This is a genomic window from Glutamicibacter sp. NPDC055354, assembly GCF_053644955.1.
This window is the reverse complement of sequence record NZ_JBSHMB010000003.1, coordinates 258,993-275,230: the sequence shown is the minus strand read 5'-3', so window position 1 is coordinate 275,230 and position 16,238 is coordinate 258,993. Positions and strand designations below refer to the sequence as shown.

General features: G+C 58.7%; 13 protein-coding genes. 3 read left to right on the top strand and 10 right to left on the bottom strand.

Going from position 1 to position 16,238, the window contains the following annotated elements; genetic code table 11:
- Nucleotides 1–2,034 precede the first annotated feature (2,034 nt).
- On the top strand, nt 2,035–2,247 hold the full coding sequence (locus ACWICV_RS14545; RefSeq protein ID WP_454091166.1) for a hypothetical protein: 213 nt from the start codon (nt 2,035–2,037) through the stop codon (nt 2,245–2,247).
- A 112-nt stretch (nt 2,248–2,359) separates the two neighbouring features.
- Here the strand turns inward: ACWICV_RS14545 and trxA are convergent, their stop codons facing one another.
- The 5 genes from trxA to ACWICV_RS14520 form a co-directional block, all read right to left on the bottom strand.
- The gene (gene trxA, locus ACWICV_RS14540) at nt 2,360–2,683 is read right to left on the bottom strand and encodes a thioredoxin (RefSeq protein ID WP_105656613.1); all 324 of its coding nucleotides are present in this window, start codon (nt 2,681–2,683) and stop codon (nt 2,360–2,362) included.
- Between the two features lie 28 nt (nt 2,684–2,711).
- Nucleotides 2,712–3,677: a thioredoxin-disulfide reductase gene (gene trxB / locus ACWICV_RS14535; protein WP_332730515.1), complete on the bottom strand. Its 966-nt coding sequence runs from the start codon at nt 3,675–3,677 to the stop codon at nt 2,712–2,714.
- Nucleotides 3,678–3,777: 100 nt separating this feature from the next.
- On the bottom strand, nt 3,778–5,364 hold the full coding sequence (locus tag ACWICV_RS14530; protein WP_400289716.1) for a hypothetical protein: 1,587 nt from the start codon (nt 5,362–5,364) through the stop codon (nt 3,778–3,780).
- Between the two features lie 126 nt (nt 5,365–5,490).
- Entirely contained in the window at nt 5,491–7,194 is a 1,704-nt protein-coding gene (murJ, locus tag ACWICV_RS14525; RefSeq protein ID WP_454091167.1) for a murein biosynthesis integral membrane protein MurJ, read from the bottom strand.
- Nucleotides 7,195–7,231: 37 nt separating this feature from the next.
- Nucleotides 7,232–7,771 carry an NUDIX domain-containing protein gene (locus tag ACWICV_RS14520; RefSeq protein ID WP_105656609.1) on the bottom strand — a complete coding sequence of 180 codons (540 nt, stop codon included), beginning with the start codon at nt 7,769–7,771 and terminating at the stop codon, nt 7,232–7,234.
- Nucleotides 7,772–7,895: 124 nt separating this feature from the next.
- Between ACWICV_RS14520 and ACWICV_RS14515 the strand changes: the two genes are divergently transcribed.
- A complete protein-coding gene (locus tag ACWICV_RS14515; protein ID WP_454091168.1) occupies nt 7,896–9,347 on the top strand; it encodes a CCA tRNA nucleotidyltransferase in 1,452 nt (483 codons plus the stop codon).
- A 583-nt stretch (nt 9,348–9,930) separates the two neighbouring features.
- The gene (locus ACWICV_RS14510) at nt 9,931–10,053 is read left to right on the top strand and encodes a hypothetical protein (protein ID WP_454091169.1); all 123 of its coding nucleotides are present in this window, start codon (nt 9,931–9,933) and stop codon (nt 10,051–10,053) included.
- A 188-nt stretch (nt 10,054–10,241) separates the two neighbouring features.
- On the opposite strand, the gene ACWICV_RS14505 is transcribed toward ACWICV_RS14510, so the two are convergent.
- From ACWICV_RS14505 to ACWICV_RS14485, 5 genes are all read right to left on the bottom strand, one after another.
- Complete coding sequence (locus ACWICV_RS14505; RefSeq protein WP_105656607.1) at nt 10,242–11,327, bottom strand: inositol-3-phosphate synthase; 1,086 nt, start codon at nt 11,325–11,327, stop codon at nt 10,242–10,244.
- A gap of 297 nt (nt 11,328–11,624) precedes the next feature.
- Nucleotides 11,625–12,857: a DUF6716 putative glycosyltransferase gene (locus ACWICV_RS14500; RefSeq protein ID WP_454091170.1), complete on the bottom strand. Its 1,233-nt coding sequence runs from the start codon at nt 12,855–12,857 to the stop codon at nt 11,625–11,627.
- An 8-nt stretch (nt 12,858–12,865) separates the two neighbouring features.
- On the bottom strand, nt 12,866–13,891 hold the full coding sequence (locus ACWICV_RS14495) for a hypothetical protein (protein WP_105656605.1): 1,026 nt from the start codon (nt 13,889–13,891) through the stop codon (nt 12,866–12,868).
- Complete coding sequence (locus tag ACWICV_RS14490; protein ID WP_105656604.1) at nt 13,888–15,231, bottom strand: polysialyltransferase family glycosyltransferase; 1,344 nt, start codon at nt 15,229–15,231, stop codon at nt 13,888–13,890. The genes ACWICV_RS14495 and ACWICV_RS14490 overlap by 4 nt, the downstream gene beginning before the upstream one ends.
- On the bottom strand, nt 15,228–16,223 hold the full coding sequence (locus tag ACWICV_RS14485; RefSeq protein WP_105656603.1) for a glycosyltransferase family 2 protein: 996 nt from the start codon (nt 16,221–16,223) through the stop codon (nt 15,228–15,230). The genes ACWICV_RS14490 and ACWICV_RS14485 overlap by 4 nt, the downstream gene beginning before the upstream one ends.
- Nucleotides 16,224–16,238: the final 15 nt, after the last annotated feature.

The window sequence follows — 16,238 nt, the reverse complement described above, 5'->3', positions numbered from 1 at the left end:
CCGCCCTTTGATTGTCCTGAATTCAACGATGCGCTTGGTGTTTCACGTGAAACAACCAGAACGACCTGAAAGCACATGCAGGTTTGACGTTGCACAGAATGGAGCGGCCACGCACGACCTGGGCACCCCGCCCCCGAAATGAATAGCTAATGATGCTATACCCACTACCCGCAGGCTGACAGCCTTTGCTGAGATGAGGCATAAGAAGCTTGCTGAATACATGCGTAGGCCTGTACGAGCGCCGGAGAGGACCTGTCTGGCCGGTGCCTACGTGAAAGGACAGTGATCAGTCTGCGGCTTGCGGCGCGGACATGAGGAAGTTCGTTCCAGCGCCAAAAACCAGGCGGGCACGCACGGCGTGCAGGAAAGTAAGAGCGTCGCGAGATGCCGAGGGATAACTTGACCCTTGGTCCCATACGCGCGGAAGGTGAAGCCTGGATACGATCGTCCAACCACTTCAACGCCAGCAGCTGACAGGAGGAAATGACGCCAAGGCCCTAGGGAGGGGTCGAGGCAACAGATGGCCAGAAAGCCTTAGGAGTGACTTATGAGGCCGCAGAAGCGCGTCCTAGGCGGATGTATGGGTCTCCGGGAGCCCTGTCGGGCATGAGCGGCCCGGCAGTGCTCCAGATCCCGCTCATGAGCAAGGTGAGCGAAGGGAAATTCAGAAGGATCACAACCTTCAATCCAAGAGAGTAGGAGGATTAGCGGTGAAATAGGTTCACTAGAGTCTTCGCAAACCCGGCTCAACCCGCTCCTGCTTTTATCCCGGTTCGAAGGAACTATTCACTAGAAAAAAGCCCCAAGGTAACTAGCGCGGGCATTCGGACCAAGCTGTCCATGCACCAGCCGCGCAATAGGTAGGCATGATGCCGTGGAGTGCGAAGCCCCAGGGGCCGAAGCCCGTAGTAGTGATCAACCTAAATTTCTCAGGGTTGGAGAACTGGGCGAAGACCTCCATTAATTGAAAGGCAAGAGAACCTGAAGGAGGGAAGCGTGTGAATGAAAGAACTTATATGTGGGGTTAGTACTGGCCTTCGGGGAAACCGACTTCCCGAAAGATAGGTAGCGCGCTGTTCAGAGTTAGTTGATTGCACTAGGACCTAGTGCAGAATCGCAATGACCTGATCAGAGAGAAACTCCTCCGATCACTAGCAGATTGGAGATTCAGGCCTTCTCTTCGCGAGTCGACAGTAGGGCAACGAGCATGAGTCTAAGGCCTTTGTCCCCGATGCAGGTTCTACCGGCAAGCTTCGCCCCGATGGGTATGAACAGCTATTCAGCGATGATGTGGCTCGTTCGCTCCACGGCAATCGACCTCAGATTCATTCAATCTTCGACAGGTCGCACCTCATCATTACCCAGCGGCCCATGTGACAGTTGCGCAGTGGGTGATGACGTATCGGCACTAAACATGGTTTGGGCCGCAGCAACTGACTTACGACAACAACTCACAAGCCGAAAGATTCTGTTCTGCTTACTGCGTGCCAGTTTAGCCAGAGAACGTCCTCAGGAACTCGTTGCTGAACCGTTCGGACTTTGGAAGAGATAGCGTCATGGATTCTGACGATTGACGGCGAAACAGTAGGCTCAGTGAGCAACCAGTGGATACGCGGAAGGGGAGTGCTCCGCTAATTCCCTGGAACTCCGTTAGCCCTGGCAGTTCTCACTGCGCGTTGAACCCTCCCCAATAATCAAGACCAAGAGATGCTGTTCCAGCTAAAGACGCCCATGAAACCTGAGTGTCGCGGCGACACGGGGATGCGGCAGTCGGCATGGCCTGGATTATCCATGGACAGAATTTGACGCAATTTCGACCGGAAGCGGATAGTCCCATGAGGAATTGGTTTTGGCTGTCTCTCAGAAAGCACATCCAATCAGCTAGCATGTGCGGCGTATCCGGATGCGTTTCCGCGGCCCTTCACAGTGCAGTCTGGAATTGTGGGCCGAAGTTGAAGGGCTAGAAATACGGAGATTGCGGATCGCTGAATTTTGCATAGGACATCAAGATTCAGAATTCGGGAACCTGTCTAGGTGGCCAGAGAAACGATCAAATGCGAACCCGAACTTGCCGGGTCCATTGCTGAGCATGAAATGCGCATCTTGGCTGACGGGTGCCAAAGAACGGTGCAAAGCGTCATAGAACAGAGCCAGAATAATAAAAACAAATATTTTGTCTTGGATATTCGCAACATCATGTCAAAAGGGCCTTCAGATGAAGAACCGGCTCAACCTGAGCTGGGGTAAGGCTCGGAAACGGCCAGAAAACGAAAGCAAGTGAACTTCTCGCGGCGCCACGGTTAAATAAGAAGTGGGGACCAACCTTGCGGTTGATCCCCACTTCAATCATGTTCTTGGCTTACAGGTATTCTGCGAAGTCCTTTTCGATGACAGCCTTCGGCTTGGCACCGATGGAAGTAGCGACATGCTCGCCGCCCTTGAAGACGTATACGGCTGGGATGCTGGTGATACCGTACTTCGCGGCAATTGCCTGGTTCTCATCGACGTTGACCTTCACGACGTCGACCTTCGCAGCGTGCTCTTCTGCGATCTGATCCAGGATTGGACCGAGCTGGCGGCAAGGGCCGCACCATTCAGCCCAGAAATCGACGATCACTGGCTTGTCGGCATCCAGGACATCGGCCTGGAAGGTTGCTTCAGTTACTGCTTTTGCGTTGCTCATGAGAGACAACCCCTTTCTGAGAAAACTATTAGGCGGTAGCGAGGGTTTCGGAAACGTTGGCCAGGTAGTGCTCCACGTCCTGGGCCGCGGCGCAGCCCGAGCCGGCCGCGGTAATGGCCTGGCGGTAGGTGGAATCGATGACGTCGCCGGCGGCGAAGACACCTGGCAGCGAGGTCTTGGATGTGCGGCCTTCAACGGCGATGGTGCCCTCGGAAGTCAGCTGCAGCTGGTCCTTAACCAGATCCACGCGTGGGTCGTTGCCGATGGCCACGAAGATACCGGTGACGTCCACGGTGGATTCTTCACCGCTGGTGCGGTTCTTCACGATCAAGCCGTCGACCTTATCGGCACCGTTGATGCCGATGACTTCGGAGTCCCAGATGAATTCGATCTTCTCGTGGGCCAGGGCGCGGTCGGCCATGATCTTCGAAGCGCGTAGCTCGTTGCGGCGGTGCACGACGATGACCTTGGAGGCGAACTTGGTCAGGAACAGTGCTTCTTCCATGGCGGAGTCGCCACCGCCGATCACGGCGATGGTCTGGTCGCGGAAGAAGAACCCGTCGCAAGTGGCGCACCAGGAGACGCCATGGCCAGAGAGGCGCTTTTCATCCTGCAGGCCCAGCTCGCGGTAGGCGGAGCCGGTGGAGACGATGACAGCACGAGCACGGTAGATGGTGCCGTCAGCCAGGGACAGCGTCTTGATTTCGCCTTCGAGGTTCATTTCGGTGACGTCGTCGAAGAGGATCTCGGCGCCGAAGCGTTCGGCTTGCTTCTGCATGTTGTCCATCAGGTCTGGGCCCATGATGCCCTCGGGGAAGCCTGGGAAGTTCTCCACGTCGGTGGTGTTCATCAGTTCGCCGCCGGCAGTGACTGAGCCGGCGATGACTAGTGGGTTCAGATTCGCACGGGCGGTGTAAACCGCGGCGGTGTAACCGGCCGGACCGGAGCCGACAATGATGACGTCGCGGATTTCGTCGTTCTGTGCTGAAGTCACGGGGGTAGAACCCTTTCGTTCTAATAATGCGAGGTGGATAGCAAGGTCTAACCTCACTATCCACCTCAACGCATTGCTTTCGTAAAAAATTCCGCTTCTATTACTTGGCGGAGAATTCACCGATCTGGAGACCGAATGGACGTGAATCATTGCCGCCGGATGCCTTGCGAGGCAGGTCGGTGATGTCCAGGAACACGTGGGTTCCTTCCATGTAGTCCTTGTCGTCGTCCTTGGCAGTTACCGATACCGAAGGACCGGAGAATGAACCCTTGGCTACCGACTTGGCATCGCCCAGGTCTTCGGATTCGCCGACGAGGATTTCGTAGTTGCCGCCGGTGCCGTTCAGGCCCTCGAGATTGACCTCGGAGATCTTGGACTTCTCGTCCAGTTCCAGGATGAAGACCATGTTGGAAGCGAAGCCGCCAAAATCAGCGGTGGTGTACGAGTACGTTGAGTAGGTGCTCGAGGCGTTGCCGTCGATCATCTGGCCCAGCTTGCCATCGGTTTCGGAGTTCAGCTGCTGATTGCCGGGAACCAGGCGGGATACGTCGTCGATCTTCGGAGCAGGCAAGGCGTCCTCAGTTGAGTCCTTTTCCTTCTCGGTCTCGGATGGCTTTTCCGGGGACTCCACGGCAGTTGGCTGCTCGCCATCGGCGGTGGTGTTCTTGTCCCCACCAAGGAAGTTGAAAGCGAACACGACTGCAACAATCAGCACGATGAGCAAGACGGCGCCAACCAGCAGGCGAGTTCCCTTGGAACCGCCTTCTTCCTCTTCCACTTCGCCGACCTGGGGGTCCTGGGCAGGAGCATTCTTGGCAGCTGCGGGGAAGGTCGAGGCTTTCGGAGCAGCGGCAGCGGCGGCACCCGCAGCGGCGCCTGCGCCGGCTACGGCTCCAGCTGCTGCAGCCTTCTTCTTTGCCGGCTTCTCGTCTTCCTCGGCAGGCTTCTGGGTAGGCTTGGCCGGCGTCTTGCCCTTGGACTGCGCAGCGGCAGCCAGGGCCGCGGTTGCGGTGACATTAGGCTCGTCTTCGTCTTCCAGGCGGGAGACCTTCGGCTTGTCTTCGGCCGCTGGCTTTTCAGCTGGCGCGACCGGGGTAGCCATGGTGGCGGGAACCTGCTCATTAGGCGCAGTCTGGTCGAACTGTTCTTCTTCAGGCTGTTCCTGGTTCTTCTTGCCGAACCGGTTCTTCAGTCCTGCGAAGCCACCAGCCAAGGCGGAACCGATCTTGCCCTGCTGCTCTGGTTCGTCTTCGTACTGCAGCTGGTCGTAGTACTCGTTGTCGTCCTCATAGGTCTCTGGGACGGCCTGGCGGGACTCGCCGAAGATCTCGGTGCCCAGGGTGTCGGTGAAGAACGGCTCAACATATGGAGCGTCGTCGGTTTCCAAAACCAGGTCCAGCAGGTCCGAGGAACGCGCGGTGTTGGCGACGAGGTAGGTCTGGTTGGCATCGGTGATGCCCAGATCCAGCACCTGAACGTTCGAAGCGCGCTCGCCCATGGCGATTTCGCGTGCGCTCGTTGCCAGCTGCGATGAATTCTCCACGGAAGCCACCATGATGCTGACCGAGCGGTTCAGTACCTGGTCTACGCCACCGAGTACCAAGTCTCCTTCAGCTGATGAAAGGACACTCTCGGTTACTTGGTAGCGACCGCTGAGGACAGAGCCGACATCGATTGGCTGCGACACGTGCATCTCCAAGGGGTTGATTTTGGTTCGGTGGCGGTCCACGGACCACCACCTGCCATGTTACCGGTCAGATCAAGCTATTTGGTGCCTATTTGCCCAGAATCACTAGCAAGTTTCAGCGGACCATCAGCGATTGAGTCCCGGGATTCTGCGAAGGATCGGACCCAGGAACGACTGGAGCTCCGGGACCTTGGTTTTGTACAGCAAGCCAATGAAGACGATGCCCATCACCAGCGCGACAATAGCCACCGAAACCAGGGCGCTGAATACGGAGTCGTAGGCGAATCCGAAGTTGAATCCACCCAGCAGCCAGAGCGCGATGCATCCAATGATGGAGGAGAGCGTAGCCATCCAACCGACTCGAATGTAGGTGTCGATGACAGAGGAAACACCATAGTTGCCGTAGCGGCGCTTGATCAGATAGTGGGTGCCGATGCAGGTCAGCACGTTGGTCAAGCCGTAGATGAAGGCAATGGCGGCGGCGATATGCAGTGGATCGACCACGGCTGCAGCGGCGAACGCCAAGATCAATCCGAGCCCGGCGGTGGCCGACTGGATCAGCATCGGGGTGCGGGTATCTTCCTCTGCGTAGAAGACACGCAGCATGAAGAACTGCAAGGACTTGAACGGCAGCCCAAGCGCGGTGAGCACCAGCAGCTGCCCGAGAGCGCCCGCGGCCTGCGCAGCATTCTCGGAGTTGCCGGCAAAGAGCCTGCCTAGCGGTCCGGCCAGCACGATGAAGACCAGCGTGCAGAACACGATAGGGATTGCGGTGGAGCGCATGCCCTGATTGAGCAGCTTGCCAACATCCTTGCGGCGGTTCTCGGTAAATGCCCGGGCGAAGTCGTTGAACAGCACGGTGGCGACGGTCAGCGCGAACAGGGAGTGCGGCAGCACGGTGATCAACTGCGAGGTGTTCAAGGCGTACTCGCCGGCTACCGAGGCGGCCTGTTCGGGAGGCAGCTGCGCTCGAGCCGCGGTAGCTCCGGACACGATCTTGGAGTACACCAGCGAGGAGAGATTGCCGATCACCATGGCCGCCAGGGTCCAGATCGCCAGCTTGCCCACGTGGCGCAGTCCCATGCCGCGCCATTGGAAGTCCAGTGTCAGTTTCAGCCCGGTCTTCTTCAGTGGCCAGAACAGCGCCACCGACTGCAATACGATACCCATGGTGGCACCGCCAGCCAGCCACATGGTCTTGACGCCGCTCCAATCCTGCATCGGGTCGCCCGAAGAGTAGGCGCCGAAAGTCAGGATGAAAGCGCCAATGACGATCAGCTGGATGATGTTGTTGACCGCAGGAGCCCACATGAATGCGGCAAAGCGGCCATTCGCGTTCAGCACCTGGCCCAGTACTGCGTAGAGCCCATAGAAGAAGATCTGCGGCAGCGACCAGTAGGCAAAGGCCGTTCCCAACGCGATCATCGGCTCGGTCCAGTTATTGGTGAGCACTGTGATCAATGGCCTGGCGCAGAGCGTGAGGATCAGAGTCAGGATACCCATGCCCACGACGGTCAGCGTCACCAATTTCGACGTGTACGCGGCGCCGCGGTCCTTCGCCTTGGAGGCCTTGATCAGCTGCGGGATCAGCACGACGTTGAAAATGCCGCCGGCCAGCAGCATGTAGATGATAGTCGGGATGATATTGGCTTTTTCAAAGATGTCAGCCACCGAGGTGACCGAACCAATGGCCATCGCCAGCAAGGCCGTGCGCACGAAGCCCAGCAAGCGGGAGACCATCGTGCCGGAGGCCATCAGGGCATAGATCCTGGAGCGCGAGCCAACAGGCTGAGCTGCCTGCTGCGGGGGAGGTCCGGCGACTACGTCCATGGCTCCGGTGTGTAGCTGATCGGAGCCCGCAGATGGATTAGGAACCTGAGACATGCTTTGTAAGGACCTCGCGTGCCAGATCAGCGATCCGGCGCTCATTAGGGAAGGACAGGCGCTTGCCCAGGGAACCGATGGGGACCCAGGCAACATCGACGGCTTCATGATCGGGATCATTCTCGATCGTCAGATGCCCGCCGGTAGCTTCCAGCAGGAAATGGTGCACGGTCTTGTGCACACGGTAATTCGTCACGGTGAACCAGTAGTCGACCGAACCCAGCGGGGCGAGGATGCGTCCGGCAATGCCGGTCTCTTCCTCGATTTCGCGGATAGCCGCTTCCTCATTGGTTTCCACGCCCTCCGGGTGGCCCTTGGGCAGGCACCATTCCAGCCGTCCGCCACGGTTGTACCGGGCAATGATGGCCACTGGGAAGGTGGGGTCGTTGAAGTCGATCACGATGCCGCCGGAAGAGACTTCTTCCACGGTCGGCAGGCTCGTGTGACCGCCAGTTGCCTGCGCGCGAGCCATTGACGCAGTCAATGGGGTGCGCTTTGGGGCAGACGGGATCGGTCGGTTCATGGAACCACTCTATCGAGAAAGTACCGTTCGCCGCCTGATCGACGTGGACAAGTAAGTTATCTCGCAGGCAAATCCGTCGGAATTTCAAGCATTCTTCCGGGATTTCTGGCACGCTTAAGTAACTATGCATGCACTTCCCTCGCCTGACGCACTGCGTCAAATCCTGCCCTCGGTTATTTTCGACTTGGCCGACCGTTTTGTTCGGGCGGGCCATGAATTGTCGCTGGTAGGTGGGCCGGTTCGGGATCTGTACTTGGGACGCGTATCCCCGGACCTCGATTTCACCACCAGCGCTCGCCCGGAAGAAACCATCAAGGTGATTTCCGGCTGGGCCGATAACGTTTGGGATGTGGGACGCGAGTTTGGAACTATTGCCTTCAAGAAGGGCGAACACACGCTAGAGGTCACGACCTACCGCGCTGATGCCTATGACACGGAGTCGCGCAAGCCGATCGTTGCCTTCGGTGATAACCTGCACGACGATCTCTTCCGCCGGGACTTCACCATGAACTCGATGGCTCTGCGCTTGCCGCAGCTCGAGCTGGTGGATCCTTTCGACGGCGTAAGCTCGCTGGAAGACGGGTCCATCCGCACCCCTGGTGCACCTGATATCTCCTTCTCTGACGATCCGCTGCGCATGATGCGTGCTGCCCGTTTTGCTTCGCAGCTGAAGATCGAAGTCAGTCCAGAGGTGCGCGAAGCCATGAGCGGAATGACCGATCGGATCGACATCATTTCCTCCGAGCGGGTTCGCGATGAACTGGTCAAGCTGATCAACGGTGCAGACCCGCGCGCGGGAATCGACCTTCTGGTGGAAACTGGCCTGGCCGATAAGGTGCTGCCCGAAGTCTCGGCACTGCGTCTGGAAATTGACGAGCACCACCGGCACAAGGATGTCTACCAGCATTCGCTGACCGTGCTGGAACAAGCCATGGCGTTGGAAACCGACGAAGAGGGACCTGTTCCCGGCCCGAACTTCGTGTTGCGCTTCGCGGCGCTGATGCACGATATCGGTAAGCCGGCGACCCGCAAATTTGAACCAAGCGGCGCGGTATCCTTCCGCCACCATGACATGGTGGGTTCGAAGCTCGTCAAGGCGCGTATGCGCGCCCTGCGTTTCGACAAGGACACCACCAAGTCCGTAGCCCGACTGGTCGAGTTGCACATGCGCTTCTATGGCTACGGCGAGGCCGGCTGGACCGACTCGGCGGTGCGCCGTTACGTCACCGATGCTGGAGACCTGCTCGAGCACCTGCACCGCCTGACCCGTTCGGATGTCACCACCCGCAATCGCAAGAAGGCCGACCGCCTAGCTTTTGCCTACGACGACCTCGAGGCGCGCATCGCGCAGATCGCCGAGCAAGAAGAGCTCCAGTCAATCCGCCCGGATCTTGACGGCGAGCAGATCATGCACCTGTTGGGAATCAAGCCGAGCAAGGTCGTTGGCCGCGCATACAAGTTCCTCTTGGAACTGCGTTTGGACGAAGGCCCGCTGGGCGCGGAAATCGCCACTGAGCGCTTGCGCGCCTGGTGGAAAGAACAGCCTGAAGCCCAGGAATCGGCTACCGAGGGGTAACCTCTGACCTGAGCACCAAGGGAAAAGCACCTGAAATCCGCATGGATTCGGGTGCTTTTGCCGTCCCCGGGAAAGTGCTTAAAGTTTCTGCGCAAATTTGTAGCGCATCGGGGATAATCCATGTATGCTGAATACTGTGATTGGGAAGTCTCAATGAGACTTGCGGATCGAGAAAACTTTTCAAAGAGGCCCCATGGCATCCATGGCCGGCCGAGAGCAGATTTTAGGAGGTGGCGAAATGATTAATACCAATTGGTACACAGAGACTCATCGCGGAGCGCGATTTATTGGCGGCTCTCCCATGTCTCGTCTGTGCAAGCTCATTTCCCCAACCTCCGGACAAGCGGATTCCTAACTCACGGTAAATTCCGCATAAGTTCCTGAGGTTGCAGGTCAGTAATCGACTCTCACCCTTAGGAAGTTTTTTCATGCCTAGTCCACTGTTCTCCTCATCCGCTCAACGGGCAGTTCGCACCTCGGAATTAATCTTCGCAGGACCAGAAAGCCTGAAAGCTCGCGCCATTTCAACTACGCGCCAAGATCTTCCCTCCCCTTCTACTTTGACCGAAGGGAGGGACAGCAAATGAAAAATCGTCAAGACAAGCGCAAGTTCACCAACCTTGATAGCACCGAGTTCAACCGCCGCATGCGTCAGCGTGAGCTGAAGAACCACGTGCCACCAGAAATGTACCTTCGAATTCGCTAAGGCCGGCAACGCCATTACCGTTGCCCGCTAACAAGAATCCGAGGTACCCATGATGAACTCGCAAGGCATCGCCAAGAGGCCCGCCGGCCTGCAAGCCGGCGGGCTTCTCCGCATCCAGAGCACTGTCGAATACAGCAATGGCCAGGACCGAACGGTCCTGGCCATTGCCGTTCCGCTAACGCGGAGGGCTAGCGCTCGATGTCGCCGCGAATGAAGGCTTCCACCTTGTTGCGCGCGGTCTCATCGTCGTACTGCTCTGGTGGCGACTTCATGAAGTAGCTCGAAGCCGACAGGATCGGACCGCCGATGCCGCGGTCCAGGGCGATCTTCGCTGCGCGTACGGCATCGATGATCACGCCGGCCGAGTTTGGCGAGTCCCAAACTTCCAGCTTGTATTCCAGGTTGACCGGAGCATCGCCGAAGTTGCGGCCCTCGAGGCGGACGAAAGCCCACTTGCGGTCATCAAGCCATGCAACGTAGTCGCTTGGGCCGATGTGCACGTCGTCTTCGCCCAGGGCGGCGGAGGTGTTCGAGGTGACTGCCTGGGTCTTGGAGATCTTCTTGGACTCCAGGCGATCGCGCTCGAGCATGTTCTTGAAGTCCATGTTGCCGCCAACGTTCAGCTGGTAGGTGCGGTCCAGGACAACGCCGCGGTCTTCGAACAACTTGGCCATCACGCGGTGGGTGATGGTTGCGCCGATCTGGCTCTTGATGTCGTCGCCAACGATTGGCACACCGGCGTCAGTGAACTTCTGCGCCCACTCTGGGGTGCCGGCGATGAATACTGGCAGGGCATTGACGAATGCAACGCCTGCGTCGATGGCGCACTGTGCGTAGAACTTGGCGGCCTGCTCGGAACCAACTGGCAGGTAGCAAACCAGGACATCGACTTCGTTGTCCTTCAGGGATTGGACGATGTCAACTGGCTCGGCTGCAGACTCTTCGATGGTCTCGCGGTAGTACTTGCCCAGGCCATCCAAGGTGTGGCCGCGCTGAACGGTCACTCCGGTGGTTGGAACGTCGGCAATCTTGATGGTGTTGTTCTCGCTGGCCAAGATGGCTTCCGAGAGGTCGAGCCCGACTTTCTTGGCGTCGACATCGAAGGCGGCAACGAACTGAACGTCGCCCACGTGGTACTGGCCGAACTGCACATGCATGAGACCTGGAACCGTGGAATCAGCATCGGCGTTTCGGTAGTACTCAACACCTTGGATAAGGGAAGTGGCGCAGTTGCCTACGCCTACGATGGCAACGCGAATCGGGTTCGCCGACACATGAACTCCTTATTGAAATGTATAAAACCTTTGGGCAATAGGGCGCGCAAAAGCGCATTGCGCAAATTGACCCATAATGATCTTAAGTCTTAATGGAGCGCAAACATTCCCAATCGTGCCCGGTATCACCGAATAACTATCGCGGCGGCCTCTCTGGGCTAGCGAATCCGAGGTGATTATTCCACTGCCTCAGCGCAGATGCACCAATAACAGGTAAAGCACCAAAGAGCTGGATACTCCTGACGGTGACGATGGATTCAGTCCATGAATTCATTTCATGAGCTAATTCTTAGTTGGTCATGACCAGGAGTTGGCGCCATTTCTGCGCGCTGGCCCGAAGTGGTGCCGCAACTTCACCAAAACCCTGACTAGCGGTGCAGGCAACGTGGTTCTGAGGCGGTGGCGCAAAGGCTGGCGGCGAATATGCGCCAGCATTTCCGGATCGGTGTGCAGCTTTCCAGCACGAGCTCGCTGCGCGAGAATTTCGAGGGACTGAACGAAACTGTGGTCCACCCTGTGGAAGTAGTTTTCCCGCAACCAGGCTTTGGTAGGTTCACCGAAGCTCAAGCCGGCGACGTCATCCAAGGTGCCGATGATGCCGGAGGCAACAAAGACCGTGTTGATCATCTGCGCGCTGACGCCGAAGTCGGAAAGGACCAGCGTTGGCAACCCGCGATCAATTGATTCCAAGGCAGCAGTCGAAGACACTGTCACCAAGGCGCTGCCTTCGGCCAATGCTTCACTCATCGATCCGGTATCGAAGCGAAGGCGCGACTCGGTCCCGATCCGCCGTTCGGACTGCAACTTTTCGAACAGCGAATCGTACGGGAACGCCTCGAGATGCGTTTGGGGCTCACCGGCCTTGGCGCGGAGCTTGACGATCACCTCAAGTTCGGGATTCATCTTGCTGGCCTGCTCGAGAGCCAGCAGGATCGACTCGCGTTCGCTCTCTTGGGCAGGTACCTTCGCTTGCGGCGCGAACACCAAGCGTTCGACCACCTGCTTTTGCGCTGGCGGGAATCCTGCCGAGTGCAAGAACGGGAGCTTGCTGACCATGATGGTCGGCTGGTGCCCTACCTGGCCTTCGATCATGAATGAGAAATCACGGGCTTCGGCATGCGAATGGCAAATGAACGCATCGCCGGCTCGACGATAGTTCCACCCCTTTTGCGTGGCGGGGAATGCCACGCCGGGCAGGGCGGAAATCAGTGCGGTGCACCGGCCATCAGTCGGTTCGGTGCGAAGCATGCGAGAGTAGATCTCGGCAACTACCGGCCCGGTGGCCGAAGCGAAAACAATGTCTTCATCTACGGTGTCGGCTTCTAATTGGGATACGGAAATCACCTGCAGGATATCCGGATCCAGATCCGTGCCATCAAAGGCGGCTGCGATCTGGTCGGCGGTCGGCATCACCGGGGTCCGCACCAAATACACCTTGCGATCCCATGAGGGACCTAGGCGGTTCAGGAAGCTCGTTGCCAGCTTCAGATAGGAATCCGAGTCGGCAATGGCAAGTATTGATGGCTTCATCGGCTGATTCACACCTTCAATGAACTGGATAGGTGCTCGCGCAACTCGGATGGGGTGCCAGGGGTCCACCAGCTGTCAATCACGGCTTGCGGATAGAGGCAGCGGGCATCAGGACCCAGCAACAGGCGCAGGGATGGAATCACCGTGGAAGGCAAGGCTCGGATCTCCTGGCCTGGTCGCAGGACACGCAAACGCATTTCAATGGGAACGGTGTGCTCCTTGAGCACCACCTGATCAATCCTCGAGATCTTCTCCAGCAATTCGGGAGTTTCACGGCGATGCGGGAAGTACGCAACCGGGCCTTCGGAAGCGATCTGCTCAATCCAGCGCAGATACGGCTGCTCAAAAATCAGCTCATCAGCCACCATCGCCGAACCGATCAGCAAGGTAGGTTCGGTGAACTGCTCGGCTACCGGCTGGGTAGCGAGCCATTCAAACTTGTGCTGCGCGAATTTGATCCCCAGATCAGCCATCTTCTGACGGGATGCCGGGTCGACATACAGCGCTGAAACGATCAGCAGGCGATCTTCACGGGCCAGCTGGCGCAAGCGATGCCAGGTCGCCAACCCCATGGCCACGCGTGCTGCGGAATTCCTGGTCCGGGCGCGCACCAACGGGGTGGGCTCATCGGAAATGAGCTGCTTGATCAGGGCCAGCGTAGCCATGCCGTCATCGATGATCACGATTTCCTTGGCCCGTACGCCTGCCAGCAGCGTGCGCTGGATCTTGCCCGAGTAGGCGTCGCCGGTGACATACCGATCGGCAGCGCCCTTGGGCTGCGGAGGCTTACGAGCGGCCGGTTCAAAATGAACCCCTGCAGGGGCATGATTCAGCATTGCCTGCGTCGTGGCTTCCAGGGGCATTCCCTGACGGGGGATGATCCGGATGTCCGTGCCCAGCAGCCCCGCTGCATGCGTTTCTACCGCCGAAAGCAGCTGCAGTGGCGACTCCACCCAAACGTGCGCGGTGCCGAAACGCGGGCGTGGCACCTCGTGGGTGTCATGTTGAGTCAGTTTCATCATGGTGAGGGTCATTTTGCCAGTCGGCTCAGGGATTTGGAAAGCGTGTCCAGCTGTTTGGAACCATTGCGCAGCACACGGCGCGAGGCCCCGCGGACTTTGGAAGGCAGCGAGCGGCGCGAGCTGATGTGCGCCCAACGTGGAGGCAGCTCGAGCCTGGTGATGCGCCGGCGCTTGAAATGAGCCGAGAACTCCGGGTAGTGCGCGGACAAGAAGGACTCGGCCTGCTCGCGCAGGTGAGGCAGTTGCGCGGCCTGCATGCAGTAGGCCACGGCAGCCAGCAGTTCGGTGAGGCGGTCGCTGCCGCCACCGTGCGCCGGAACCGGCACGTCCTGGACGAACAAGGCATGGATGATGGACAACGGGATGCGGTTGGAATTCTCGTAGGGAGCCAGCGCCTGGAGCAGTCTGCCGGTGCCCACTGCGTAGACCTCGGTATCCAGGATGTACTTGGCGGTGGCCAAGCCCGTGGAGAAGCAGGAGATCACCACGGCTGGACGTACCGCCGCGATGACGGTTTCCGCCAGATGATCGGTGCCGACCAGCCGGAAATCCAGCCCCATGTCCCTGGCGGCTGCAGACAAGCGTGCCGCTGAGGTGGCGCTGGCCGATGGGTGCGCCTTGAACAGGACGGTGGAAATTTCCCGGCGGGCCACCTCGTTGAGCATCTCCAGATGCAGCTCGAATTCTTCCTCGGCATCCATCAGGCCCAAGGAACCCAGATACTGGCCGAGGATCAGCGCACTGCCGGTTGGCAGATCGAATTCTGCCCCCTGGGCCAGTTCGCCGAAGATTGCAGCCAGGCCGCCGGTGGCCAAGACCTCGCGCCGCGGCTCGAGCTCTGCGAGCAGGTGAGGCTGCAGTCCTGGAACCAAGTCCACATGGATGGTGCCCATGACGCGCTGGCGAAGCGGCATTGGCAATCGATTACGGGTTGGGCCATAGGACATCAAGCCGTCGGAGTGGATCCACAGCTGGGCATCAAAGAAAATACGCGCCAGCGCACGCGCCGGATTGACCTGGATGGATTCCAGAACCAAGGTCAAGGGTTCATTGCCCAGATCCCAAGCGCTGCGCAGGAGGCGTTCGAAAATATGCAGCTCGTCCTCACGCGGGTTGAACTGTGCCGGGCGACGCGGGGAGGTCAGCGCAGCGAAATCCACCACGCGGTCAAAGCGGGCGGCAAGCTTCTCGAAGCCCGGGACTTCATCCAACGCAGTAGTCAGTTCCGGAACCTGCGAGCCGTTAGCCAAGACGAGAATTCGTTCATCTGCCTCGGGGAGCAGTCCTGCATCGGCCATCGCGGCCAGAGAAGCAAGCTGGAAATAGCTGCTGGCTTCAATCAGTGCGATCACTTGGCGGCCCCGATCTGACCTGGCTGGAGGAAGGAGAGAATATGGCGGCGACGGGCAACGTCCATCTCGAGGGCAACCTGGCGGGCCATCGGCGCATCAATAGTGGTGAATACCTGGCGCAGTTTCTGCTTCATCTCCAAGCGGACTTCCGGCGGGTAGTTCTTCGCGCGCTTCTCGTGGTGGCACACGATGGCGAAGAACTGCCGCATTGCCTTGGGCAGGTGGCGATCCGCGTCCGGGTGCAAGCGCACCTCGGTGAGGATCTGCGAGTAGGCCGGAATGAAGCCGAGCTGACGGTGGTCGAAGACCTGGGTCAGCGAGCCGGGCAGGCCGCGGCGGTAGAACACCCCGGGGGAGGAAACGACGGAATAGCGCTCGGTGTTCAGATGCAGCTTCCATAGCCAGAGGCGGTCTTCGGCGCTGTGCAACTGCGCGTCGAAGTACATCAGTTCGCGGGCGCGCATCAGGTCGGTGCGGTACATGCCCGCCCACACGAAGGCGTAGTCCACCATGGACGGCGAATCGATAGGTTCAATGTCATCGGCCGGGTTCAGCGGCATGCCGCGCAACGCCTGCGGGGCGCGGTGGATGACGCGATTGGTGCCGGTGACACGCACATGATCGCAACGCACGAAGTCCACGTGCAGTTCGGTCAAGGATTCCGCCAGGGCTTCCAAATGCTCGGGGGAGTACCAGTCGTCGGGGTCGAGGAAGGTGAAGTATTCGCCGGTGACCTGTTCCAACCCGGCATTGCGGGCGGCAGAAACTCCGGCATTCTCAGGCAGCGAGATCAGGTTCAGGCCAGGCAATTGGTCTTGGTAGCTGCGAACCAGGGCAGCAGTCTGGTCATCGGAAGCGTCATCAACCACGAGCACTTCCAGCTCCCAGCGTCCCAGCTTCTGCCGGACCAGCGATGACAAGGCATCGCAAATATATGCTTCTTGGTTATAGGCGGGGATAACCACGGAAATGCGCCCGGGGATCAAACTCATCTGTGCTTCAAGGCC

Bases quoted from the DNA above. Each gene is read 5' to 3' on its own strand.
- ACWICV_RS14500 (WP_454091170.1), bottom strand. From the start codon at position 12,857: ATGAAGCCATCAATACTTGCCATTGCCGACTCGGATTCCTATCTGAAG.
- trxA (WP_105656613.1), bottom strand. From the start codon at position 2,683: ATGAGCAACGCAAAAGCAGTAACTGAAGCAACCTTCCAGGCCGATGTC.
- ACWICV_RS14515 (WP_454091168.1), top strand. From the start codon at position 7,896: ATGCATGCACTTCCCTCGCCTGACGCACTGCGTCAAATCCTGCCCTCG.
- ACWICV_RS14485 (WP_105656603.1), bottom strand. From the start codon at position 16,223: ATGAGTTTGATCCCCGGGCGCATTTCCGTGGTTATCCCCGCCTATAAC.
- ACWICV_RS14520 (WP_105656609.1), bottom strand. From the start codon at position 7,771: ATGAACCGACCGATCCCGTCTGCCCCAAAGCGCACCCCATTGACTGCG.
- ACWICV_RS14510 (WP_454091169.1), top strand. From the start codon at position 9,931: ATGAAAAATCGTCAAGACAAGCGCAAGTTCACCAACCTTGATAGCACC.
- ACWICV_RS14495 (WP_105656605.1), bottom strand. From the start codon at position 13,891: ATGACCCTCACCATGATGAAACTGACTCAACATGACACCCACGAGGTG.
- murJ (WP_454091167.1), bottom strand. From the start codon at position 7,194: ATGGACGTAGTCGCCGGACCTCCCCCGCAGCAGGCAGCTCAGCCTGTT.